This is a genomic window from Kitasatospora sp. NPDC056783, from assembly GCF_042789895.1.
Classification (GTDB): Bacteria; Actinomycetota; Actinomycetes; order Streptomycetales; family Streptomycetaceae; genus Kitasatospora.
Genome location: NZ_JBHUAF010000109.1, coordinates 1 through 22,543, shown reverse-complemented (window position 1 = coordinate 22,543; position 22,543 = coordinate 1). Strand labels below are relative to the sequence as shown.

Here is a 22,543-nt window from a genome sequence, read left to right as displayed (position 1 = left end):
CCCGGCCCCGCCCGGCCCGGGTCCGGCGGCCAGGGCGGTGGTCGACGTCAACGCCGCCGCGGGGGCGGGCGCGGCGGCCGGCGAGTCCAGGGCGCTGGGCGACCTCGGCTACCAGGCGGGCCGGGCCGGCGACGCCCCGGCCAGGACCCGGGCCACCACGGTCGCGTACGGGGCCGGGGCCAAGGCCGACGCGCAGCAGCTCGCCGCCCGCTACGGGGTGACGGCCGTCTCCTCGACGGCGGTTCCGACGGGCCACGTGCTGCTCACCCTCGCCGTCTCCCGCACCCCGGGCCCGGCCTCGGCGGCGCCGACCGCCGCGGCCACGGCCGACCCGTCGGCGGGGCTGCCGATGCAGGGTCCGGCCGTGAAGGCGGGCGGGATCCCGTGCGTGGACTGAGACCTGGCCGGGGAGGCGGGGGCCTCGGTCCGGGCGGGGGGCGGGTGCCGCGCAGCGGCGCCCGGTCGACGACCTCGACGTACACGATCCGCCCCGCCACGACGTCCAGGACGAGCAGTCCGTCGGACGGCGAGAGTTCGACGCGCCGGTGGTCGGGGCCGAAGGGCTGACCGTCCGGATGCGGCCCCGTCAGGAAGCTCCGTCAGGAAGCTCTGGCAGAAGTCGTCACCGCAGCCGCACTCCGCGACCAGGCGCAGCCGCGCGGCGGCGCGGGCCGGCTCGTGCTCGCCCGCCCGCTCCGGCAGGCCGATCAGCTCGTCGGCCAGGTCCGGGAAGACCTCCCGGAGCGGCGGGTGCCCTGGCGCCGTCACGGCCGGGGCGCCTTCACACCGTGGACGGCGGCGTACTCGGCGGCGAGCCAGGGGCCCAGGTCCTCGACGAGTACGGTCAGGGCGGCCCGGTCGGTGGTCGGGGTGCGGGCGATGCCGGCGGCGAGGCGCGCCTGGGCGGCGCGCTCGGGGTAGGAGGCGGCGAAGGCCTCGGCGGAGGCGGCCAGGTCACTCGTCCAGCCGCCCCAACTGGGCATCACCAGGGTGAAGGCGGTGCGGACGAGGCGGCGGGAGACGGCGCGGGAGAGGGCGCGCAGCTCGGCCTCCGTCGCGGCGGCGGCCAGCCGTTCGCGCCAGCCGGGCAGGGCGAGGGCGAGGTCGCCGTTGGTCTCCCGGGCGAGCAGCGAGGTGGGGCGGTAGCGGGGGAGCCGGTCGGCGAGGTCCTCGCCGAGCAGCGGGGTGCAGAGGCAGGCGACGAACCAGCCCAGGTCGTGGCGTTCCAGTTCGCTGAGCAGCGTGCCCGTGCCGAAGAGCAGCACGCCGACGCCGTCGACCTCGGCGAACTCGGCGTCGAGCGCGGCTTCGAGGGCGTCGGCGGCCGCCCGGTCCGCGGCCGTGGGCTCGTGGCGCAGCGCGAGCAGGACGTCGAGGTCGGAGACGTCGGGAACCGCGGTGCCGCGCGGGACGCTGCCGTAGAGGTAGGCGCCGTGCAGCCGGTCGGGCGGGAAGGCCGCCGTGATCCGCTCGCGGACGGCCGCGACGGCCGGCGCGAACGGCGACGGCACCCGGTCGAGCGAGCCCTCCCGCGCGATGTACCCGTCCCGGTCCAGCCCCTGAGTGGTGGTCATGGAGTCACCCTGTCCCACGTACGCCGCGCTGACCAGCGAATATCCGTCGGGTGGGCCGATTGTCAGTGCCGCGTGCAAGCATCCGTCGTGCACGGAACGCAACGGCGTGAGGAGAACGGCATGGGCACCTGGGACATCGGGCACTTCGACAACGACTCGGCGGCGGACTTCTGCGGCGGCCTGGACGACGCGGCGCCGGGCGAGCGCGAGGGGATGCTGCGGGCGGCGCTGCTGGGCGCCGCGCGGGCGGAGGAGTTCCTGGACTCCGACGAGGCGGTGGAGGCGGTCGCCGCCGCCGCTCTGCTGGCCGCGCAGTGCCCGGGCGGCGCGCCGGTGACCACCGCGTACGGCCCCCAGGAGCCGATACCGCCGCTCTCCGCCGAGTTGCGCCCGCTCGCCGTGGAGGCGCTGGACCGGGTGCTGGCGGAGGAGTCGGAGCTCGCGGAGCTGTGGGACGAGACGGAGGAGGGGCCGGCCTGGCGCGCGGGCATCCGGGCGCTGCGGGAGGTCCTCGACCCCGCGCGGCCGACGACGGGCGCCCCGCTGTCCGAGGCCTGAGCGGCCGTCGGGGCTCCGGCCGCTCGCCGGTTCCCCCGCTCGCCGTAGCGGTGGCCGCCTCGTTCGTCGCCGAGCGCGTCCACCGGTGGTCGGCCATCCTGGAGCCCCCGCCGGGAGCCGCTGAGGCCGACGCCCGTGACGGGCTCCCCGGACACCCCGCGAGCGCGAGGAGGCGGCATGCGGCAGCCCACCACCCGGGCCGCGGGCCCGCCCGGCGCCGTCCGCGGCTGGCTGGACGCGCTCGCCGTCGTGCTGGCCGGGCTGGTCGCGATGGCGGCGGTGGCCGCGCTCGGTCTCTGGCTGGCCGGGGCCGGCGACCTCCCGGACGGCGGCTTCCCCTCGGTGCTCGCCGCGACGCTCGCGCTCGCCGTGGGCGGCTCCGTCCTGCTGGACGGTGGGGCGGGAGGCTTCGCGGCCGTGGGCGCCGGGATCAGCGCGATGCCGTTGGGCGTCTCGGTGGCCGGCGCGGTGGTGATGGCCGAGGTGTTCCTGCGGCAGCTGCGCTTCCGCGCCGTCGCGGGCGGCGGCGAACTGCTCGGGCGGATCGGCCGGACGGTCCTGCTCTGGCTGCTCGCCCTGGTGCTGCTCACCCTCGGCGCCCGGCACAGCTTCGCCGTCCCGCTCGGCGACGACCTGGCGCAGTCGATCAGCGGCGCGCTCGGACTCACCCCGGAGGTCGGCTTCCACGCCGACGGCCCGACCACCGTCGGCATCGGGGGAGCCTGGCTGCTGCTGGTGTTCGCGGCCACCTTCGCGGTGTCCCGGCGCGCCCCGCTGCCGCGCGCCCTGGTGCGCCACCAACTCGCCGTCCGCCCGCCCGCGTTCGCGCTCTGGCTGGTGCTGCTGGCCTACCTGGCGATCGGGGCGGTGACGGGGGTGCTCACCGCGCTCGCGCACGGTGACGCCCGGCGGACCCTGGCCGTGGTGCTGCTCGCGCTGCCCGATCTGGCCTGGCCTGCCTTCGGCATCGGGCTCGGCGCCGAGTGGCACGGCCGACTGGTCGGCGCGCTCGGACTGCCCGTCCCCCAGCCGCTCAGCGCCGTGCTGCGCACCTCCGACGGAGGACAGGCGACCATCGGCCTCGGCACCCTCGCGGAGCACGACGCGCGCAGCTGGTGGCTGCTGCCGATCGCCGCCGTCCTGCTGCTCGCGGCGGCCTTCCTCGCGGCCCGCCGCTCGCCGCGCACCGTCCGGCTCCGGCAGCACGCCGTCCGCTTCGCGCTCGCCACCGCCGTCACCGTGCTGCTGGTGGGCCTGTGGACCCGGGTGGACGCCGACTACGGGCTCTCCGTGCTCGGCGTCGGCCTCGGCCAGGGCGGCCTGGGCGACCTGCTCGGCGCCGTCCTCGGCGGAAACGGCCCGCCGGCCGGGCTGGGCGGCGGCAGCCTCACCCTGCGTCCGGTGCTCTGGACGGCGGTGCCGCTGGCGGCGGGCTGGGGCCTGCTCACCGGCACGCTCGGCGCCCTGCTCGCCACCCGGGTGCGCCACCGGGGCGAGGCGACCGGAACCGGCCGGGTGCCGAAGGGCGGGGCCGCCGGCTGACAGATTCACCCGGGTGCTCGCACGGTTGCGCGGGAGTCCGCGCCCGGCAGTGGTGCTGGTCGCGGTGTACGTCGCGGTGCCGGCCGGGGTCGGTGTCACGGCGCGCGTCGGCGACCTGCTCCGGGCCGGCCCGCGCCCCTGCCCGTGGGCCCCCGACCGGCTCGACCTCTTCTGGTCCGCGCTCGCCCCGCTCGACGCGTCGGCGGCGTTGCCGCTCCTCGCCGGGCGACCCGCCGGTGTCGGCCCGACCTGCGCGATCATGGCCACCGACCTTGCCGCCAACAGCTACGCGGCGTACCGGCTCCAGCGCAGCGGCCCTGCCGAACGACCCGGTCTCCAGCGGATCGCCGTCTTCACCGCCCTCGTCCTGCTCACGGCGCCCCGGCCGCGCGGCAGGCTCCGGGCGGCCGGGTTCACAGCGCCTCGGCCAGCAGGACGACCGCCGCCGGGACGGCCTGGCCGAGCGCGCCGCGCCACAGTCCCGGCGCCGAGACGAACAGAGTGATCCCGCCCGCGACCATGAACGCCGCGATGTAGCGCACGATCGCCCGGCCCGAGCCGCTGTGCCCGCTGTGCAGCAGGACCAGCCCGGCGACCAGGCCGAGCGCCAGGAACAGGTTGTAGAAACCCACGTTGACGCGCCACAGCCGGACCTCCGGGGCGTCCGCGGTGCTTCCGGTGAGCAGACGGCGCACCCGCGGGTGCCCGTACAGGAAGCTCTCCAGTGGCCACACGACGAGGTGGATCGCGGCGGCGACCACGGCGAAGGCCTGGCTCACGGCGTTCATGGCGGGCGGCTCCCTGCTGGAGCGGAGGACGGGCGGAGTGACGGGCCGGGCCGACGGCCGGTGCGCGGATCGCGTGGTGCCGGGGGACCCGGGGATCGTTCGGTACAGTCTCGCCGCTCGGACCGATCGGCCGCGAGTCGGTGCCGGTGCCGGTGGCCGCCGTGCGGGAGCGCCGGCCGGGTGCGCCGGAGTGCTCGCCCATCGGCCGCTTTCCCTCGCCGCCGGCGGCACCGCGGCGGCGGTCCGGGAGCCCTTCCGGAGTGCGGGATTGGACTGGACCACTGCCGTGGCACGGCACTATCGTGCGGCGTGCCCGCGGATCGCGCGGCGCCGGAAGTCGTCGAGCGCTTCGGAACGGAACCCATGAGCGTCTGGCCGCAGTTGCGAAGATCCCGGACCGTTCGAGCCGGGCGGGCCGGCGGACGGGTGCTGCGCTGCGGGCTGATGGACACCATGCTCGCCGACCTCGCCGTCTCCGTCGTGCTCTGCTTCGAGCACCCGCTGGACGAGGACCGGCTCGCGGCCGGCCTGGCCCGCGCGCTGGAGCGGGTGCCGGTCTTCGCCGGACGGCTGCGCACCGTCGAGGGCGTCCTGGAGGCGGTCTGCGACGACGCCGGTGTGCCGTTCGAGGTCTTCACCGTGGAGGGCACGCTCGCCGAGGCGATGGGCCGGGCGACGGCGCCCGGCGCCGGACTGGTCGCCCCGCTGGACGCCCCGGCGGCCCGCACCGGCGCGGTGCCGCTGCTCACGGTGCGGCTCACCCGCACCGCCGACGGCGGCACGGTGCTGGGCTGCTCCTGGCACCATGCGGTCGGTGACCTGCAGAGCTTCATGCTGCTGCTGCGAATCTGGTCCGCGGCGGTCGAGGGCGAGCCGCTACCGGAGGCCGAACTCGTCGACGACCAGGACGAGTTGCTGGCCGAGGTGCTCCCCGCCGAGGACTGCGGCCGGCCCGGCTTCCGACTGCCCTCGGCGGCGGAGGCGCAGCTGCTGGCCCGCGAGGTGGCGGCCGGTCCGCGCGCCAACCGGCTGCTCCAGATCGCCTTCACTGACGCCGAACTGGAACGGATGCGCGCGGAGTTCGGCGCGGCGGTCGGACTCCGGATCTCCTCTGGCGACGCGCTCTGCGCCCATCTCCTCAGCACCCTGCGGGAGTTGGACGGGGACGAGGCCGAGCGGATGCTGACCGTCCCGGTCAACGTGCGCCGCCGGCTGGGTCTGTCACCCGCGCTGGTGGGCAACCTGCTGAGCGAGATCCACGTGCCGCATCGGCCCGAGGACGGCCCGGCGGTGCTGGCGGGCGCGCTGCGCACCGCGGTCGAGGAGTTCCCGACCGCGCACCTCAACCTCCGCGCCAACCTGTGGTTCCTGGCCACTCTCGGTCGCTCGCGGCTGCGCGACTGCGTGCCGCTGGGCTTCGATCCGCAGGCGCGCCGGTTCACCTTCTCCAACTGGAGCGGCTTCGGCGCCTATGCGGTGAGCTTCCAGGGCCGGCGCCCGGTGCTCTTCAGTCCGGCCGCCAACTACCCGATCACATGGGTGTGTTGGGCGGTCGAGGGCTATCGTGGAGAGGGCCGGCTGGCCACTGTGGTGCTGCCGGCCCGGCTCGCCGCCCGGGTGCGCGGTGCGGAGGGCCGGGCGGCGCTGCACCGGTTCCGGCGGGCGGAGGACCGGCCGCCCGCGTCGGCGGCCGCCCTGCCCAAGGCGATCTGAGCCGCCCTGTCGGTGCTCGCCCGGCGCGGAGTCGGGATTTCCCCGGGATGAATGTCATGGACATTGTCAGTTGCGAAGGGTGCACATACCATCGCCTCACGTCATCAGGATGAGTGCAGGAGGGGCAGTCGGCCCTCCCGACAGACAGGGTCCCGCACATGATCAAGCGTCCGATCGCTCTGCTGATGGGTCTGGCGGTCCTCTGGCCCGCCGGAACCGGTGCCGCGCAGGCCGCGCAGGCTGAGCCGGGCAAGCGCGTCCACAATGCCATGCAGATCATCTTCAGCTCCACGACGGTCGACCAGTTCTGCACCATCGGCGCGGTGGGAACCGACAAGTACCGGCACCGGATCGCCATTTCGGCGGGCCACTGCATCCGCGGCCCCGAGTACGCCGACCGTGAGCTCCACGACGACATCGCGCCCGTCTACGACCGGGCGGACCCGGGGTTCGGCCCGATCGGGTACATCCGCTACTTCAAGGATCCCGAGGGCTCGGGAACGGGGCACGTGACCAAGGACTACATGGTCATCGAACTGGTCCCGCAGGTGACGCTCTCCTCGCAGGGGCCGTACCTGAAGCAGACCGGCGAGGTGGAGGTTCCCGGCGGGGCGGTCAGCCCCAACGCCGTGCAGCCCCCGCTCGACAACGAACGGCTGCTCCCCGCCGGCGGCAACGAGCTCATCACGTCCGGTCAGACGGGCGTGTGGTACGGGACCGTCATGAGCAACGCCAGCGGCGTCTACCGGGCGGCGGCCGGTTTCAAGGCGGGCGACTCGGGCGGCCCGGCGATCCAGCACGTGCCGGGAACCGAACTGCCCTCCCAGGCCAACAACTTCCAGGCGTCGGGGCCGTGGGCCGGCATCGTCAAGGGGATCACCATCGCCCTGCCGCCCTTCCTCTACACCAGTTCGGCGAACATCCTCGCCGACCTGCGCGCCCGGGACGCCGCCACCCCCGGTGGGGTCTTCGGCGCCGGCTTCGAGGTGACCCCCAACCCCTGAGCCGGGCGGCCTTGGACCGCGCCGCCGTGGGGCACGGCCCGAGGCGGCGCGGTTCGTGTTCCCGGCCCGGTCAGCGGCGCTTCATCACGCGGTCGAGCGCGTACCGCAGCTGCTCGCGTCCGGGCTGGACGGCGCGGTCGAGGGCGGGCGCGAAGGGCAGCACGGCGCCGTCCGGTCGGGTGATCCGGCGCGGCGGGGCGATCAGGCGCATCTCCTCGGCGGCGGTGGCCAGCACCTCGGCGCCGAAGCCGCAGCCGCGGTTGGAGTCGTCCAGGACGACCAGCCGCCCGGTGCGCTCCAGCGATTCGGCCAGGGCCGGCCAGTCGAAGGGGTGGACCGTGCGCGGGTCGAGGACCTCCACCGAGATGTCCGGCGCCAGTTCCTCGGCCACCGCGAGGGCGTCGTGCACCAGGTGTCCGAGGGCGACCACGGTGACATCGCTGCCCGGCCGGCGGATCACGGCCCGGCCGATCGGCACCGGGACGAGCTCCCAGGTCACGGTCTCGCGCACGGGCATCGCGGCGGCGGGCGCGAACACCACGACCGGGTCCGGGTCCCGGATCGCCGAGCGCAGCAGGCCGTAGGCGTCCGTCGGGGTGGCGGGCACCACGGTCTTCACCCCGGCGTGCGCGAACAGGCTGTACGGGTGGTCGGAGTGCTGCCCGGCCCAGCCGTCCCGTGAGCCCGAGCCGGGTACCAGGCAGGTCAGCGGGACGGCGGCCTGCCCGCCGGTCATCAGTGAGAACTTGTGGGCCTGGTTGACGAGTTGCTCGAAGACCAGGAACAGCAGGGACGGGATCTGGAACTCCAGCACCGGACGCCGGCCGGCCAGCGCGGCGCCGACCGCCATCGAGGTGAAGGCCTGCTCGGACAGCGGGGTGTCGACGATCCGGTCCGCCCCGAAGCGGTCCAGCAGGCCGAGGGTGGGTCCGGCCAGTCCGGCGCCGATGTCCTCGCCGAACACGCAGACCGCCGGATCGGCGGCGAGTTCGTCGGCGAGCGCCCGGTTGAGCGCCTTGGTGTACGAGAGCCTGGTCACGATGCCGCTCCCGCCCGGGGCCGCAGCCCGTCGGCGTACAGGTGGTCCAGCGCGCCGGCCGGGTCCGGGTGGTCCGAGGCGAGCGCGAACTCCTCGGCGGCGGCCAGCTGTTCGGCCACCGAGCGGTCCAGTTCGGCGACCGTCGCCGGGTCGAGCGGGGCGGCGGGCAGGGTGGTGGCGTAGCCGTTGTCCTCGCAGACGAACAGCACCGGCAGGCGCCACATCGCGGCGAGGTTGAGCGACTCCAGCAGGACGCCCTGGTTGAGGGCGCCGTCGCCGAAGAAAGCCACCGCGACGGGGATGCGGCCGGCCGGTGCCCGCCCGGGGCCGGTGGCGGCGGCCCAGGCGGCGCCGACCGCGATCGGGGCCCCGGCGCCGACCATGCCGTTGGCGCCGAGGATGCCCAGCGAGAAGTCCGCGGCGTGCATGGAACCGCCCCGGCCTCCGTTCGCGCCGCCGACCCGCCCCAGGAGCTCGGCGAGCAGCCGGTGCGGCGCGGTGCCCCGGGCGAGCACATGGCCGTGGCCGCGGTGGGTGCTGGCGAGCCGGTCGGTCGGGCCGAGGGCCGAGCAGACGCCGACCGCGACGGCCTCCTGTCCGATGTACGGGTGGATGCCGCCGGGGATCGCGCCGGCCTTCACCAGGCCGAGCGCCAGTTCCTCGAAGCCGCGGATCAGTCGCAGCATCCGGTAGCGCTCGGCCGGGGTGTCCAGCGGGGCGGGGCCGGCAGGGTCGGCTGGGGCGGTCGGGTCGGCGGGGGCGCCAGGGCGGGCGGGAGCGGTCACGGCCGTCCCCGCCAGACCGTCGGGCAGTACCGGGGGTCGGCGTAGTCCGGTCGGCCGTCGTTCGTCCGGCGCACCAGCACGTCGTGGTTGTAGACCACCGGCTCGCCGTCCGCCCGGTCGTGCCGGCGGTACTCGTTGGCGCCGTCCTGGAGGTGCAGCGAGATCGCCCGGCGCGGGTGGGAGGCCAGGTTGGGACCGCTGCCGTGGTAGGTGCGGCAGTGGTGGAAGGACACGTGGCCGCGCGGGATCGGCATCGGCACCTTGTGCACCCGCTGCCCGTTGTGGGCGGCGTTGGCGGACAGGATGTCCTCCAGCTCGGAGTCGTCGCGGTCGGCGAAGTGCCGGGTGGAGTCCTCGCCCGAGGGCAGTTCCCGCCAGCGGTGGCTTCCGTCGACCATGGTGATGGTGCCGTTCTCCTCGCGGCAGTCGTGGAACGGGATGAAGGCGGTGAGCATCTCATCCGAGGTGCAGGTCTGCCAGTAGTGCTTGTCGAAGTGCCACGGCACCCGGTTGCTGGGCTCCTCGGGCACCGGCGGCTTGTAGATCAGCGTCGACTGGAAGATCCGGATCTCCTCGGCGCCGGCCAGCAGCGCGGCCACCGCGCCGACCAGCGGCTTGCGCAGGATCGCGCCGATCGCGTCGCTCTCGTGGTGCACGTAGTCGTTGTGCCGCTGGACCGGTCCGTCCTCGGGCCGCCAGGAGGCCAGCCGGGGCGGGCGGACAGGCAGCTCGCGGTCCCGGTGGCCGGCGTAGTACCGCTCGGTGGCGGCCTGGAGGGTGTCCAGTTCCTCGTCGCTGAAGAGCTTGTGGGACAGGTACCAGCCGTGCTCGCGGTAGTGCGCCACCTCCTCGGGGGTGGGCAGCAGGGCGCGCTCGGCCTCGGTGAGCCGGAACTCGGCGGGGGCTTCGGCCATCGGACCGGTCTCCTCAGGGTGCCCGGGCGCGGCCCGGTCGGTGGCGGTGGCGTGGTCCGCGACGGTGGCGTGGTCCGCGACGGTGGGGCTGTGCCGCTCGACGGCCTCGTACAGGGCCTTGATGTTCGCGGTGCCGAAGGTACCCGCTCCCTGCCGCTCGATCAGCTCCAGGAAGTAGGTGCGCCGGGGGTGGGTCGAGCGGGCGAAGATCTGGAACAGCTGGCCGCCGTGGTCCTGGTCGACCAGGACGTGCAGGTCGCGCAGGGTCTCCACCGGGATAGCCGTCTCGCCGAAGCGCTCGGCCAGGGCGTCGAAGTAGGCGCCCGGGGTGGTCAGGAACTCCACGCCGCGCTCCCGGGCGGTCCGGACGGCGCCGGCGATGTCGCGGGTGCTGAAGGCGAGGTGCTGGACGCCGGCCCCGCCGTGGGCGGCGAGGAACTCGTCGATCTGGCCGGGGCGACGGTCGGTGTCGGGCTCGATCAGGGTGAAGGTGACGCCGCCGGAGGCGCTCTGCACCACCTTGGAGTCCATCGCCTGCTCGCCGACCTCGATGTACTCCTCGAAGACGGTGCGGAAGCCCAGCGCCTCCTCGCAGAAGCGCGCGGCGTCCGCGAGGGTGCCGGCCGGCAGGCAGATCGCGACGTGGTCGAGGTCGTCCAGCAGCCGGGGCTCCGGGGTGGGCTCGGTGCTCGGCAGCGGCACCAGGCGCAGCGCGGTGTCGCCGAAGCCCTCGATCAGGGCTCCCGCCCGGTCGAGCACCCGGGCGCCGTGCCGCTCGGCCCGCTCCAGCGCGGCGGCCGGGTCGGCGCAGCCGAGCGCGAGGACGGCGATGCCGTCCCCGTGCCGGGCGACGTACTCGGCCACCGGGTGCTCGGGGTCGGCGGCCGAGGTCAGCCGCAGCCCGATGGTGCCCTGGCGCAGCCCGACGGTGCGGGCTCCGTCCGGCGCGGTGACCGGGGCGTCGGCGGTGAAGCCGTGGTCGGCGCACAGTCCGGCGGCGGTCTTGTCGGCGTCCGCGCAGTGCAGCTCGACGTGGGTGATGGTCTGGATGGTCAACGGGATCTCCCCCCGGAGGGATGGCGGATCGGGGATCGGCTGCCGCCGCGCGGCGGTGGGCGGCGGCAGCGACGGGCGGCTACCGGGTCGACCGGGTGGAGGCGGGGCCGAGGATCAGGCTGAGGTTGTGGCCGCCGAAGGCGAAGGCGTTGCTCAGCGCGGCGCCCACCGGGGCGGACCGGGCGGCGCCCCGGACGTGGTCCAGGTCGCAGGCCGGGTCGGGGTCGGTGAGGTTGAGTGTCGGCGGCAGCGTTCCCCGGGCCACCGCCAGGGCGGTCACCGCCGCCTCCAACGCGCCTGCGGCGCCCAGGAGATGACCGGTGGCGCCCTTGGTGGAGCTGACGGCGGGCGGTTCGGCGCCGAACACGGCGCGCAGCGCGGCGGTCTCGGCCACGTCGCCGAGCTTGGTGCCGGTGCCGTGGGCGTTCACGTAGTCGATGTCGCCGGGGGTCAGGCCCGCGAGCGCGGCGCGCATCGCGTCGGCGGCGCCGGTGCCGTCGGGGCGGGGCGTGGTCGGGTGGTGGGCGTCGGTGGAGGCGCCCCAGCCGAGGACGTCCGCGTAGCCGGTGGCCCCGCGCGCCTCGGCGTGCTCGGCCCGTTCCAGCACCAGGACGGCGCTGCCCTCGCCCAGCACGAAGCCGTTGCGGCGGGCGTCGAAGGGCCGGCTGGCCTGCTCGGGGTCGTCCCAACCGTGCGCCAGGGCCCGGGCGTTGGTGAAGGCGGCGGCGATGGTGGGGTGCAGTGAGGACTCGGTGCCGCCGCACACCACCACGTCGGCGTCGCCGGCCCGGATCAGCCGCAGGCCCTCGGCGATCGCCTGGGCGCCGGCCGCGCAGGCCGTCACCACGGCGGAGCTGTAGCCGCGGATGCCGTGCTTGATGGCGATCCGGGCGGCGGCCATGTTGGAGAGCATGCCGGGCAGCAGGTACGGGCTGACGCCGGGGCGGCCGCGCTCCAGCCGGCGGTGCGACTGCTGCTCGAAGGTCTCCAGCCCGCCGCCTCCGGTGGCCAGCACCACGGCGGTGCGGTGCGGGTCGGCGTCCTGTCCGACGGTGAGCCCGGCATCGGCGAGCGCGTCGTCGGCGGCGGCCAGCGCGAGCAGCACGAAGCGGTCCACGCAGCGGGTTTCGGTGGGCGGCAGCACCTCCCGGCCGTCCAGCGCGGGGGCGATCCCGGCGGCGGGCAGCCAGCCGTGCGCGGGGTGGCCCTCGGGGACGGCCCGCAGGCCGGAGCGGCCGGCGGTCAGTGCCTCGAACACCTCGGCGGGCTCGCGGCCGAGCGGGGAGACCAGGCCGATGCCGGTGACGACGGCTCCGGGGCGGTGCTCGTTCACGCGCCCCCCTCCCTTCGCTCGGCGGCCGCTTCGCGCAACGCGCGCCTCTGGACGGTTCGCTCGCTTCGCTCGTTCACGCGCCCACCGCCGCGAGGTGGACCTGGCGCAGCAGGACCTTGCGGACCTTGCCGGTCGGGCCGAGCGGGATGTCGTCGGGGGAGACCGCCAGCACCTTGCGGACGGTCGCGGCGACGGCCTCGTCCAGGGCGGCGGTGACGGCCCCGGTGCGGTCCGCGGCCCGGTCGGCGCCCTCGGCGAGGATCAGCAGCACATCGGTGACCACGCGCTCGCCGTCCCGGACCGCGACCACCGTGCAGTCCAGCACGTCCGGGCAGGCGGCCAGCACCCGCTCCTCCGACATCGCGGTGAACAGCCGCTTGCCGCCGCCGAGTTCGACCGAGTCGACGGCCCGGTCGACGTGGTAGTAGTAGCCCTCCTCGTCCCGGTACATCAGGTCCCCGGTGAGGAAGCGGCCGCGCAGCCGGGTGCGGAAGGTGGTGGCCGAGTCGTTCCAGTAGCCGAGCGCCAGGGTGGGTGAGGCGGTGGCGAGTTCGCCGACCTCACCGGGGCCGAGCGGTTCGCCGTCCGGTCCGACGACCTCGCAGTCGACGAAGGCGTGCGGGCGGCCGACGCAGCGGCCGTAGCGTTCGGTGCCGGGAGCGTGGGTGATGAAGAAGTGCGAGTGGCCCATCTCGGTGGAGCCGAGCCCGTCCACGAACTGGGAGCCGGGCAGCCGGGTGCGGCCGGAGCGGGTGACGGTCTCGCGGCTGCCGACGGCGATCAGGCGGCGGATGTGCACCTCGTGGGCGCAGTCGCCGGTGTTCCACCAGAGGGCGACGGAGTCCAGGGCCCGGGTGGTGAGGTCGTGGCGGGCGAGGTCGGCCCAGGTGGCGGCGAATCCGATCACCCCGGTGGGCCGCCACTGCTCGATCGAGGCCAGTACGCCGTCGCCGGACTGCCGGGAGAGGAAGGCGAGTTCGGTGTGCGAGCTGAGCGCGAGGTTGAGCGCGATCAGGGTGGCGGCGTGCGGTGCGGGCAGGGCGCTGAGCAGCCGGTCCTGGCCCTGCGGGCGGGGCAGCCGCAGCCGGTGGCGGATCGCCGCGTACAGGCTTGCGTGCGAGTGGACGACGGCCTTGGGCATCCCGGTGGTGCCGGAGGAGTGGGTGATCGCCACCGGGTCGCCGGACCAGTGCCGGTACGGCTCCGGGGCCGCGTCCGGGTCGCCGGCGCCGAGGGTGGCGATCTCGGGGAGCAGGGGCGCACCCGGGTCGTGGCCGCTCAGCTCGGCCAGGTGGGCCGGGTCGGCGAGGACGCCGGCCGCGCCGAGACGGGCGATGTAGCGGGCGGCGCGCTCACCGTCCAGGTTGGGGTTGAGCAGCGCCGGGATCGCGCCGAGCCGGGCCAGGGCGAGGAAGGAGAGCACGTGGTCGGCGGCGTCGCTCGCGTACACCACGACCGGGTCGCGCCGGGTGATGCCCAGGCCGTGCAGCGCGGCGGCCCGGGCCCGGACGGCGCGGTCCAGCTCGCGCAGGGTGAAGGGCTGCCAGGCGGGGTGGTCGTCCACCTCGGTGTCGAAGCTGAGCAGCGGGACGTCCAGGTCCCGCCCGAGCGCGATCCGGGCGGTCAGGACGTTGCCGGCGCCCACGTCGGGGTCGTCCGCGAGCTGGGTGCGGAGGCTGCGGATGGTCACGGGGTGGGTCCCTCCCTCGGGGCCGGTCGGGCGGCCCGGGCGGCTGATCGGGTGGCGGGGCGGTCTGCCGCGCTGCCAGGCGGGGCGGACGGCCGCTCCGGCGGCGGTGCCGGGAGCGAGGCGGAGTCGGGCGGGAGCGCTGGTGTGCCGGGTGCGGCTGCGTCAGGCGCCGGGGCCTCGTTGGTTCCTACGGCCGGGGGTGTGCGGCGGGTTCAGCTCGGTCGGATTCCCGGGGCCGTGAGCGGGGTGTCCGTGAGCGGGGTGTCCTCGGGCAGGACGTCCGTGAGCAGGACGGCCGTGGCGTGGCCCCCGTCCGCCGTCTGTTCGGCGGCGACGACCAGGACCCGGTCGGCGTCGCCGTCCGCGAGCAGCAGCGCGGCCAGCTCGTACGCGTCGGCTGGCACCTGCCCGGGCGCGGCCGCCTCGGCCGGGCAGATCGCCACCAGGGGGCCGGTCAGGCCCCAGCGTGCGGCGATGTGTCCGAGGACGGCGTTGGGGTTGGACTGGAAGAACAGCAGCGGGCCGGTCCGCTGTCCGGGTTCGGCGCTGTGCGCGATGGCCCGGGCGGTGGCGGTGTCGCCGCTCGCGCTGGCCAGCAGCAGGGCGGTCCGTCCGGGTGCGGGCGGTCCGCCGGGCAGGGCGCGCAGGCAGCGCTCGGCGGTGTCGGCGACGAGCGGGTTGAAGCCGGAGGTGGCGAAGCCGGGCAGCGGTGGTACGGGCCCGGCCGGCCCCGGTGCGGGGCGGCGGGCCTCGGCGAGGATCCGCAGGCCGTGGGTGTGGTCGGCAGGAGTGGTCATGGCGGTGGCGGTCATTCCGGGGCCAGCAGGAGTGCGGTGTTGGCCCCGCCGAAGGCGGAGTTGAGGCTGAGCGCGTACGAGGGGCGGGCGGTGTGCGGGCCGTTCAGGACGAGGTCCAGCGCGACGTCCGGGTCGGGGCCGAGCCAGCCGGCGTTGACCGGGAGCAGGCCGGTGTTCAACGCGCCGATGGTGACGGCGAGTTCGAGCAGGGCAGAGGCCTCCAGGGCGTGTCCGTGGACGGACTTGCTGGAGCTGACCGGCAGGTGGTCGGTGTGCGGGCCGAAGACCCGTCGCAGGGCACGGGCCTCGGACTGGTCGGCGAGGGTGGAGCCGGTGCCGTTGGCGTTGACGTAGCCGACCTCGGCGGGGGCGACGCCGGCCCGGCCGAGGGCGGCCTCGATCGCGCGGACCGCTCCGCCGCCCTCGGGCTCCGGGCGGCAGACGTGGTGGGCGTCCCCGGCACGGCCCCAGCCGGCCAGCCGGGCGAGCACGGGGGCGCCGCGTCGTTCGGCGGCCGGGGCGGCCTCGACCAGGACGGCGGCGGCCGCGTCGGCGAGCAGGGTGCCGGTGCGGCCGGCGCTGAACGGGCGCGCCTCGCCGTCCCGGGCGAGCGCCCGGCCGGCGTCGAAGACCGCGAAGACGCCCGGTTCGACCAGGTGCCCGGCCGCGACCAGGACGCGCGGGTGCCGTCCGGCGGCCACCAGGGCGGCGGCGTCGGCGACGGCGCTCGCCGCGGCCACGCAGGCGCCGGTGTACACCCGGGCGACGCCCGGCGCGTGCCAGGCCTCGCGGAGCCCGGCGGCCACCGCGTCGGCGGTGGCGCGGGTGCGCTCGTCGCTGTGCAGCGCGAGCAGCACGGGCAGGCCGGCGCCCTCGGCGGCGGTCAGTCCGGCCTGGCGGCAGGCTTGGCCGATCGCGTCGAGCACCACTGCGGCCAGCGGGGCGGCGGAGGCCAGCGGCACCGTGTCGGGGAACAGCGCGGCCCGGTCGGTGCGCCGGGCGCTCACGTCGAAGCGGGTGACCGGACCGAACCCGGCCTTGCCGTGCGCGGCGGCCTCGGTGAGCGCGGCGAGCCCCGGCCCGGCGGCGCTGAGCACGCCGACACCGGTGACCACCGGCCTCCCGGCCGTCCGGCCCGGAGGACCGGAGCCCGTGGCGGTGGGGTTCACGGGCGGGCGCCCGCGCGGTCGGCGAGGACGGCCTCGCGCAGCAGTTCGGCGGCGTCGTCGACGGTGCGCACCGCGCCGAAGCGGTCGTCGTCCAGGTCCAGCTGGAGGTCGTACCGCTGCTCGAACTCGGCGACGAGCCAGGTGAGTTCGAGTGAGCCGAGGTGCTCGGGCACGGCCTCGACGGCACGCTGCCCGAACGCCGCCAGCATGGTCAGGACCTCGGCCCGGTCCGGCAGGGCGGTGGGCGGCGGGGAGCCGGTCACGCGGCGCTGCCGGAGGTGGCGGCGAGGGCGTCGATCCGGCGGGTGACGTCGGCGGTGAACTCGTCCAGCGTCATCAGCGCGGTGGTCTCCATCTCGTCCAGGTCGAACTTGATCCCGAACTCGTCCTCGACCTGCACCGACAGCTCGGCCAGCGCGAGCGATTCGAGGTCCAGGCCGGCCGGGCCGAGGTCGGTGTCCCCGGTGACCTCGGAGACGTCGTACTGCATCTCGGCGAGTGACGCCAGGACGAAGGCGCGGATGCGGTCCTGCATGGTGGTGCTCCTTGTCGGGGTGGTGGTGCGGGGCGGAACCGGGGCGCGGCCGGGTACGGCCGGACCGCGGCGGCGGACCCGGTCAGCCGGCGGGGGCCGCGGTGGCGGCGCTCGCGCGCAGGGCGGCCGGGTCGCGCAGCAGCTTTCCGGTGGAGGTTCGGGGGAGGGGGTCCAGCCGGGCGAACCGGCGCGGCCGCTTGTAGGCGGCCAGTCGGCGGGCCAGCAGGCCCTGGACGGCGTCGAGGTCGGCCCCGGGTTCGGTGGCCAGGTAGGCCTCGATCGCGCCGTCGTCGAAGACCACCACGGCCTCGCGGACGTCGGACAGCGCGGTGAGCGCCTGCTCGACCTCGGTGAGGTCGACCTTCAGACCGCCGATCGAGACCTGTGAGTCCAGTCGGCCGAGCACGGTGACCAGGCCGTCGTCGACCGGTTCGGCGGCGTCCCGGGTGTGCAGCCAGCCGTCCGACCAGCGGGTCGGGTCGTCCAGTCCCGGGTACGGGGAGGACGCCGTGCCGATCTGCAACTCGCCCTTCACCAGGCGAAGCCGCATGCCGTGCACGGGCCGCTTGGCGGGGTGGAGCGTACCGGAGAGGTCGGTGGCGATCACCCCGGTCTCGGTCATGCCGTACATGGTGCCGAGCGGGACGCCGTAGCGCTCGGTGAACAGCGCGGGCAGGCCCGGACGGACCAGTTCGCCCGCCACGATCATCCGCCGCAGCCGGGGCAGCGGCGGGGGAGCGACCGCCCCCGCCAGGAGTTCGGCGTGGAACGGCACCCCGATCAGGGTGGTCGGCCGGTCGCCGGCGGCGACCTCCGTGAGGATGCCCGCGGCCGTCATCCGCTCCGGCACGGTGAGCGCGACCCGGGCGTGCAGGCTGTTGAGCAGTCCGCCGACCAGGCCGAGCACGTGCACCACCGAGGCGAGCAGGACGACCCGCTCGCCCTCGCCGGGGAACTCCACCAGTCTTCGGTAGCAGTCGAGTTCGCGCAGCAGATCGGACGCGGTACGGGCGATGACCTTGGCCGGGCCGGTGGATCCGGAACTCAGCTGGATCAGCGCGTGTCCGGTGCGGGCCGGGCGCCCGTCCGCCAACGGGACGGCCACCGGATCGACTTCGGAGAAGCCGCGCAGGGCCGCCGCGGACCGATGGGCGGAGCCTACCAGCACCTGCGGAGCCAGCCGCGCCACCGCCGCGTCGATCTCATGGTCGGTCAACCGGTGATCGAGCAGCGCGACTTGGGCTCCCAGCCGCCAGCAGGCCAGGAGCACGGCGACGAACGCCACCGAGGGCGGCAGCCGCAGGGCCGCCGTCCCGCCGGGGCCGAGCCCGACGGCCGCCAGCCGGACGGACTGCTCGTCGACCAGGGCGCGCAGGGCGTCCCGGTCCAGCGGCACGCCGAGGTGCAGGCACTCCTCGCCGCCGGGTCCGGCCAGCAGCAGCCGGTCGACCCAGCAATCCGGGGCGTCGGAGTGCGGCAGGAAGGCAGGCGGAAGTACGGAGGGGGAAAAGCCGGTCAACGCGGCTCCACACAAGTGAGGGGATTTGACATGAACGCCGTTAAAAAACCCGAACGGCCGATTCCGTGGCCAGACCCTGGCACAGACGTTTCGTCAAATCAAGGTCTATACCAATGGGGTCGTTGCTCCTACGCTGCCGAACCGGGACTGGCCCGAGCGTGGCCGTCCTGGAACGAGGAATGCCCGTGGGAGCTCTCACGCTGGCCGGGATCGAGTGCGCCGCGCGCGCCCAACTCCCACCGGAAATCTGGGATTTCATCGAAGGCGGAGCCGGTGCGGAACGCACCCTGACGGCCAATCGGGAGATCTTCGGACGCCATGCGCTGCGCCCGCGCACCCTGGTGGACGTCTCGGTCTGCGACCCCGGGCTGACCCTGCTCGGCGCACCGCTGGGCGTCCCGCTCGGGATCGCGCCGATGGCGTACCACCGGCTGGTCGACCCGGAGGGCGAGACGGCCACCGCACGCGCCGCCGGCCGGGCCAGCGCCCTGCTCGTCGCCGGGATGTTCGCCAGCCGGACCCTGGAGGAGATCGCCGCCGCCGCCACCGGGCCGCTCTGGCTCCAGCTGTACTGGCTGCGCCGACGCGACGCCCTGGCCTCCCTGGTGGAACGCGCCGAGGCGGCCGGCTACCGCGCGCTGGTGCTGACCGTGGACGCCCCGAGGATCGGCCGCCGGCCGCGCGACCTGCGCAACGGTTTCGCCGTCCCGCCCACCGTCCGCGCGGTCAACCTGGACCCGGCCCTGATGTCCGCCGGCCGCCTCGTCACCGGCGGGAGTTCGGGCATCGCCGAGCACGCCCGCGAGCACTTCGACCCCACCCTGAGCTGGGCCGACCTGGCCTGGCTGCGCGAACGCACCAGGCTGCCGCTGGCCCTCAAGGGCATCCTCACCGCCGAGGACGCCCGGCTGGCCGTCGAACACGGCGTCGACGCGGTCCTGGTCTCCAACCACGGCGGTCGCCAACTCGACGGGGCGCTGCCGGCCCTGGCCGCGCTCCCCGAGGTGGTCGACGCCGTGCCCGCCGACCTGCCGGTGCTCTTCGACGGAGGTGTGCGAGGCGGCACGGACATCGCCATCGCCCTCGCCCTCGGCGCCCGCGCCGTGCTGGTCGGCCGGCCCGCGCTCTGGGGTCTCGCCACCGGGGGCGAGACCGGACTGGGCCGGGTGCTCGACCTGCTGCGCGAGGAACTGGAGCACACCATGGCCCTGTTGGGCCGGCCCCGGCTCGCCGACCTGGACCGCACCGCCCTCGCGCCCTGGCCCTGCCCGACCGCCGGCTGAATTCGCGCCGCACAGCGCCGCACAGCACCGAGCCGCGCGGCAGCCGGCCCGGGGCCAGGGCTGAACCGCGCGGTACCCGGACGACGTTTCCCCATCAGGAGGCCCGCACACATGACCGAGCAGAACGAACGATTCCCGGGCTGGGACTGGGAGGACCCGGACGGGCTGGCCGGCCGCCTGGACGACTTCAGCGAGCAGGTCGCCACCTGCGAGAAGCTCGAAGCACACCCCGGCGGACTGCCGCGCGACCATGCCGGATTCCGCGAACTCGGCCTCACCGGAATCGAGTTCGCGGCGTTCCGGACCGCCCACCCGGAGGGCCTCGGCACCGACCTCGCCACCCTGCGCGCCCCCGACACGGCCACCGAGCCCGGCACCCTCTACCGGGTCGACGGCGACCGCTGGTTCACCCAGCTCGACATCGCCCGACCACTGCCCTTCGCCGACGCCAGCGTCGACTGGGTGTACGCCGAGCACCTGATCGAGCACGTCACCGTGCCCGTCGCCGTCGGCTGGCTGCGCGAGGCCCGGCGGGTGCTGCGCCCCGGCGGCGTCCTGCGCCTGACCACCCCCGACCTCGCCCGCTACCTGGTCGGCTACGCCACCGGCGACGGCTTCCTCGCCAAGCACCGGCGCCGGCTGACCACCCTCGGCTTCGGCCCGCCGATGCCCGCGCGCCCCGCCTTCCTGGTCAACCAGATCTTCCGGTACTTCGGCCACCAGTGGATCTACGACCTGGACGAACTGCGGCACGTCCTCACCCGCGCGGGATTCGACCCCGTCCGGATCCGCCCGTGCTCCTACCGCCAGGGCGCCCGTCAGGACGTCGCCGACCTCGACACGGCCTTCCGCACCGACGAGACCGTCTACATCGAGGCAGACTGCTGACGCCCGCCCCTCCCGGGTCGTCCCGCCCCTGCCCGAACTCCCGCCCGCGGCACCGCCGTCGGCCACCCCTGCTCCCGCCCGGCCCCGCGCACCGAATGGATCCGCTGATGCCCCTCCACCCCCAGGCCGAGGCCTATCGCGCCCGGCGCGCGAGCAGCGGCGCCCCGCCGCTCTACACCCTGACCCTCGCCGAGGCCCGAGCCGCCGACCTCGCGGACATCCGCGCGTCGGCCGGCGACCCCGAGCCGGTCGCCGCCGTCGAGGAGCACCGCATCGCCGGCCCCGGCGGCGAACTGGCCCTGCGGCTCTACCGCCCCGAGGCGTCCGGCCGCCGGCTGCCCGCCCTGCTCTACCTGTTCGGCGGCGGCTGGACGCTCGGCTCGCCCGACACCAGCGACGCCGTCTGCCGCCGGCTCACCAACGCCGTCGGCTGCGTCACCGCCAGCGTCGGCTACCGGCTCGCCCCCGAACACCCCTTCCCCGCGGCGCTGCACGACTGCCGCGCCACACTGCTCCAACTCGTCGAACGAGCCGACGAGTTCGGCATCGACCCGGACCGCCTCGCGGTCGGCGGCGACAGCGCCGGCGGCAACCTCGCCGCCGCGCTCACCCTGCTGCTGCGTGCCGACGGCGGCCCGGCCCTGCGCCACCAGCTGCTGGTCTACCCCAACACCGACCACGGCGCCGACACCCCCTCGCGGCGCGAGAACGACGACCCGGCACTGTTCAACCACCGCTCGGTGGACTGGTACTGGGGCCACTACCTGGCGGACCAGGGCGACGGCGCCAGCCCGTACGTCTCCCCGCTGCGCGCCGCCACCCTGGCCGGCCTGCCGCCCGCGACCGTCCTGACCGCCGAGTACGACCCGCTGCGGGACGAGGGCGAGCGGTACGCCGAGGCGCTGCGCGCCGCCGGGGTCCCGGTGGAACTGCGCCGCTACCAGGGCATGCCGCACGGATTCTTCGCCATGACCGGCACCCTGGACGCCGCCGCCGAGGCCCAGGCCTTCGCCGCGCGGTGCCTGCGGGAGGCGCTGCGGTGACGATCCCCCTGGCCGACCTGCACGCCAGCCTGGCCGAACCGCTGCTGGACGCGATGACCTTCCTCAACGAGGTCACCACCCGCTACCCGGACGCCGTCTCCTTCGCCCCCGGCCGCCCCTACGAGGGCTTCTTCGAGCCCGAGGACGTCCCGGCCCACCTGGCCGCCTACCTCGCCCACCTGGCCGACCGCGGCCTCGACCGGGACGCGGTGCGCACCGCGCTGTTCCAGTACGGCCCGACCAAGGGCATCATCAACGAGCTGGTCGCCCGCACGCTCGCCAACGACGAGGACCTGACCGTCGACCCGGAGGCCCTGGTGGTCACCGTCAGCGCCCAGGAGGGCATGCTGCTGACGCTGCGCGCCCTGTGCGCCGGCCCGGACGACGTCCTGCTGGTCAGCTCGCCCTGCTACGTCGGCGTCACCGGAGCCGCCCGGCTGCTCGACCTGACCGTCCGCCCCGTCCCCGAGGGCCCGGACGGCGGCCCCGACCCGGAGACGTTCCGGGCGGCGGCCCGCGCGGTGCGGGCCGAGGGGCGCCGCCCGCGGGCCCTCTACGTCGTCCCGGACTTCGCCAACCCCTCCGGCACCAGCATGCCGGTCGCGGCCCGTGACGGGCTGCTGGAGGTGGCGGCCGAGGAGGGCGTTCTGGTCATCGAGGACAACCCGTACGGCTTCTTCTCCCGCACCCCGGGCCGGCGGCCCACCCTCAAGGCGCTGGACCGCCACCGCCAGGTCGTCCACCTGGGCTCCTTCGCCAAGACCTGCTTCCCCGGGGCCCGCCTCGGCTACGTGATCGCCGACCAGGAGGTGGCCCGCCCCGACGGGCGGCGCGGTCTGCTCGCGGACGAGCTGGCCAAGCTGAAGAGCATGACGACGGTCAACACGCCCGCGCTCAGCCAGGCCGTCATCGGCGGCATGCTGCTGACCCACGGCTGTCGGCTCCGGGCCGCCAACGCCGGTGCCACGGCCCACTACGCGGCCGGCATGGACACCCTGCTGCGGGAGCTGGACCGCCATCTGCCGGCCTCCGTGCGGCGCCGGCTGGGGGTGTCCTGGAACCGGCCGGACGGCGGCTTCTTCGCCGTGCTGACGGTGCCGTTCGTCGCCGACGAGGCCGCCATGGAGCGCTGCGCCCGCGACCACGGGGTGCTCTGGACGCCGATGGCGCCGTTCTACCCGGCGGGTGGCGGCGAGCAGCGGCTGCGGCTGTCGGTCAGCTCGCTGACGCAGTCGCAGATCATCGACGGGGTGGCCAAACTGGCGGCCTTCCTGGCGGCCTGAGGCCACGGGGACGACGGAGGGGCCCGGCTC

Annotated in this window: 21 protein-coding genes; 9 read left to right on the top strand and 12 right to left on the bottom strand. The window is 75.5% G+C overall.

What is annotated here, in order from left to right; genetic code table 11:
• Positions 1-397, top strand: a 397-nt coding sequence (locus tag ACFRMQ_RS17980; RefSeq protein ID WP_380731436.1) for a LytR C-terminal domain-containing protein, incomplete at its 5' end; no start/stop codon positions are given.
• Positions 398-764: 367 nt separating this feature from the next.
• Here ACFRMQ_RS17980 and ACFRMQ_RS17975 read toward each other — a convergent pair.
• The gene (locus tag ACFRMQ_RS17975) at positions 765-1,574 is read right to left on the bottom strand and encodes a nucleotidyltransferase (protein ID WP_380731435.1); all 810 of its coding nucleotides are present in this window, start codon (positions 1,572-1,574) and stop codon (positions 765-767) included.
• A 120-nt stretch (positions 1,575-1,694) separates the two neighbouring features.
• Between ACFRMQ_RS17975 and ACFRMQ_RS17970 the strand changes: the two genes are divergently transcribed.
• Positions 1,695-2,132, top strand: a complete 438-nt coding sequence (locus ACFRMQ_RS17970; RefSeq protein ID WP_380731434.1) for a DUF4259 domain-containing protein — start codon at positions 1,695-1,697, stop codon at positions 2,130-2,132.
• A gap of 177 nt (positions 2,133-2,309) precedes the next feature.
• Positions 2,310-3,674 (top strand): streptophobe family protein, encoded by a 1,365-nt coding sequence (locus ACFRMQ_RS17965; RefSeq protein ID WP_380731433.1) that lies wholly within the window; start codon positions 2,310-2,312, stop codon positions 3,672-3,674.
• Between the two features lie 413 nt (positions 3,675-4,087).
• Here the strand turns inward: ACFRMQ_RS17965 and ACFRMQ_RS17960 are convergent, their stop codons facing one another.
• A complete protein-coding gene (locus ACFRMQ_RS17960; RefSeq protein ID WP_380731432.1) occupies positions 4,088-4,462 on the bottom strand; it encodes a DUF1304 domain-containing protein in 375 nt (124 codons plus the stop codon).
• A gap of 363 nt (positions 4,463-4,825) precedes the next feature.
• Here ACFRMQ_RS17960 and ACFRMQ_RS17955 point away from each other — a divergent pair, with 363 nt between their 5' ends.
• Both ACFRMQ_RS17955 and ACFRMQ_RS17950 read left to right on the top strand, forming a co-directional pair.
• Positions 4,826-6,175, top strand: a complete 1,350-nt coding sequence (locus ACFRMQ_RS17955) for an acyltransferase (RefSeq protein ID WP_380731431.1) — start codon at positions 4,826-4,828, stop codon at positions 6,173-6,175.
• Positions 6,176-6,333: 158 nt separating this feature from the next.
• A complete protein-coding gene (locus tag ACFRMQ_RS17950) occupies positions 6,334-7,179 on the top strand; it encodes a hypothetical protein (RefSeq protein WP_380731430.1) in 846 nt (281 codons plus the stop codon).
• Positions 7,180-7,249: 70 nt separating this feature from the next.
• On the opposite strand, the gene ACFRMQ_RS17945 is transcribed toward ACFRMQ_RS17950, so the two are convergent.
• The 10 genes from ACFRMQ_RS17945 to ACFRMQ_RS17900 all read right to left on the bottom strand — a co-directional run bounded on the left by ACFRMQ_RS17945 (position 7,250) and on the right by ACFRMQ_RS17900 (position 18,016).
• Positions 7,250-8,218, bottom strand: coding sequence for an alpha-ketoacid dehydrogenase subunit beta (locus ACFRMQ_RS17945; RefSeq protein WP_380731429.1), 969 nt, complete (start codon positions 8,216-8,218; stop codon positions 7,250-7,252).
• Positions 8,215-9,003 (bottom strand): thiamine pyrophosphate-dependent enzyme, encoded by a 789-nt coding sequence (locus tag ACFRMQ_RS17940; protein ID WP_380731428.1) that lies wholly within the window; start codon positions 9,001-9,003, stop codon positions 8,215-8,217. The genes ACFRMQ_RS17945 and ACFRMQ_RS17940 overlap by 4 nt, the downstream gene beginning before the upstream one ends.
• Positions 9,000-10,973 carry a 4-hydroxyphenylpyruvate dioxygenase gene (gene hppD / locus ACFRMQ_RS17935; protein WP_380731427.1) on the bottom strand — a complete coding sequence of 658 codons (1,974 nt, stop codon included), beginning with the start codon at positions 10,971-10,973 and terminating at the stop codon, positions 9,000-9,002. Before hppD ends, ACFRMQ_RS17940 begins: the two co-directional genes overlap by 4 nt.
• A 79-nt stretch (positions 10,974-11,052) precedes the next feature.
• Positions 11,053-12,306, bottom strand: coding sequence for a beta-ketoacyl-[acyl-carrier-protein] synthase family protein (locus ACFRMQ_RS17930; RefSeq protein WP_380731426.1), 1,254 nt, complete (start codon positions 12,304-12,306; stop codon positions 11,053-11,055).
• Positions 12,307-12,379: 73 nt separating this feature from the next.
• Complete coding sequence (locus tag ACFRMQ_RS17925; protein WP_380731425.1) at positions 12,380-13,996, bottom strand: class I adenylate-forming enzyme family protein; 1,617 nt, start codon at positions 13,994-13,996, stop codon at positions 12,380-12,382.
• Positions 13,997-14,208: 212 nt separating this feature from the next.
• Positions 14,209-14,793, bottom strand: coding sequence for a hypothetical protein (locus ACFRMQ_RS17920; RefSeq protein ID WP_380731424.1), 585 nt, complete (start codon positions 14,791-14,793; stop codon positions 14,209-14,211).
• A gap of 11 nt (positions 14,794-14,804) precedes the next feature.
• Positions 14,805-15,908, bottom strand: coding sequence for a beta-ketoacyl synthase N-terminal-like domain-containing protein (locus ACFRMQ_RS17915; RefSeq protein ID WP_380731423.1), 1,104 nt, complete (start codon positions 15,906-15,908; stop codon positions 14,805-14,807).
• Between the two features lie 50 nt (positions 15,909-15,958).
• Positions 15,959-16,225, bottom strand: a complete 267-nt coding sequence (locus ACFRMQ_RS17910) for an acyl carrier protein (protein ID WP_380731422.1) — start codon at positions 16,223-16,225, stop codon at positions 15,959-15,961.
• The gene (locus tag ACFRMQ_RS17905; protein ID WP_380700070.1) at positions 16,222-16,497 is read right to left on the bottom strand and encodes a phosphopantetheine-binding protein; all 276 of its coding nucleotides are present in this window, start codon (positions 16,495-16,497) and stop codon (positions 16,222-16,224) included. Before ACFRMQ_RS17905 ends, ACFRMQ_RS17910 begins: the two co-directional genes overlap by 4 nt.
• 82 nt (positions 16,498-16,579) lie before the next feature.
• Complete coding sequence (locus ACFRMQ_RS17900) at positions 16,580-18,016, bottom strand: class I adenylate-forming enzyme family protein (RefSeq protein ID WP_380731421.1); 1,437 nt, start codon at positions 18,014-18,016, stop codon at positions 16,580-16,582.
• A 179-nt stretch (positions 18,017-18,195) separates the two neighbouring features.
• On the opposite strand from ACFRMQ_RS17900, the gene ACFRMQ_RS17895 reads away from it, so the two are divergent.
• The 4 genes from ACFRMQ_RS17895 to ACFRMQ_RS17880 all read left to right on the top strand — a co-directional run bounded on the left by ACFRMQ_RS17895 (position 18,196) and on the right by ACFRMQ_RS17880 (position 22,513).
• On the top strand, positions 18,196-19,299 hold the full coding sequence (locus ACFRMQ_RS17895) for an alpha-hydroxy acid oxidase (RefSeq protein WP_380731420.1): 1,104 nt from the start codon (positions 18,196-18,198) through the stop codon (positions 19,297-19,299).
• A gap of 111 nt (positions 19,300-19,410) precedes the next feature.
• On the top strand, positions 19,411-20,187 hold the full coding sequence (locus ACFRMQ_RS17890) for a class I SAM-dependent methyltransferase (protein WP_380731419.1): 777 nt from the start codon (positions 19,411-19,413) through the stop codon (positions 20,185-20,187).
• A gap of 107 nt (positions 20,188-20,294) precedes the next feature.
• The gene (locus ACFRMQ_RS17885; RefSeq protein WP_380731418.1) at positions 20,295-21,230 is read left to right on the top strand and encodes an alpha/beta hydrolase; all 936 of its coding nucleotides are present in this window, start codon (positions 20,295-20,297) and stop codon (positions 21,228-21,230) included.
• Positions 21,227-22,513 (top strand): PLP-dependent aminotransferase family protein, encoded by a 1,287-nt coding sequence (locus ACFRMQ_RS17880; RefSeq protein WP_380731417.1) that lies wholly within the window; start codon positions 21,227-21,229, stop codon positions 22,511-22,513. Before ACFRMQ_RS17885 ends, ACFRMQ_RS17880 begins: the two co-directional genes overlap by 4 nt.
• Positions 22,514-22,543 lie beyond the last annotated feature (30 nt).

Bases quoted from the DNA above. Each gene is read 5' to 3' on its own strand.
- ACFRMQ_RS17970 (WP_380731434.1), top strand. From the start codon at position 1,695: ATGGGCACCTGGGACATCGGGCACTTCGACAACGACTCGGCGGCGGAC.
- ACFRMQ_RS17955 (WP_380731431.1), top strand. From the start codon at position 4,826: ATGAGCGTCTGGCCGCAGTTGCGAAGATCCCGGACCGTTCGAGCCGGG.
- ACFRMQ_RS17895 (WP_380731420.1), top strand. From the start codon at position 18,196: ATGCCCGTGGGAGCTCTCACGCTGGCCGGGATCGAGTGCGCCGCGCGC.
- ACFRMQ_RS17890 (WP_380731419.1), top strand. From the start codon at position 19,411: ATGACCGAGCAGAACGAACGATTCCCGGGCTGGGACTGGGAGGACCCG.
- ACFRMQ_RS17960 (WP_380731432.1), bottom strand. From the start codon at position 4,462: ATGAACGCCGTGAGCCAGGCCTTCGCCGTGGTCGCCGCCGCGATCCAC.
- ACFRMQ_RS17965 (WP_380731433.1), top strand. From the start codon at position 2,310: ATGCGGCAGCCCACCACCCGGGCCGCGGGCCCGCCCGGCGCCGTCCGC.
- ACFRMQ_RS17950 (WP_380731430.1), top strand. From the start codon at position 6,334: ATGATCAAGCGTCCGATCGCTCTGCTGATGGGTCTGGCGGTCCTCTGG.
- ACFRMQ_RS17885 (WP_380731418.1), top strand. From the start codon at position 20,295: ATGCCCCTCCACCCCCAGGCCGAGGCCTATCGCGCCCGGCGCGCGAGC.
- ACFRMQ_RS17975 (WP_380731435.1), bottom strand. From the start codon at position 1,574: ATGACCACCACTCAGGGGCTGGACCGGGACGGGTACATCGCGCGGGAG.
- ACFRMQ_RS17905 (WP_380700070.1), bottom strand. From the start codon at position 16,497: ATGCAGGACCGCATCCGCGCCTTCGTCCTGGCGTCACTCGCCGAGATG.
- ACFRMQ_RS17920 (WP_380731424.1), bottom strand. From the start codon at position 14,793: ATGACCACTCCTGCCGACCACACCCACGGCCTGCGGATCCTCGCCGAG.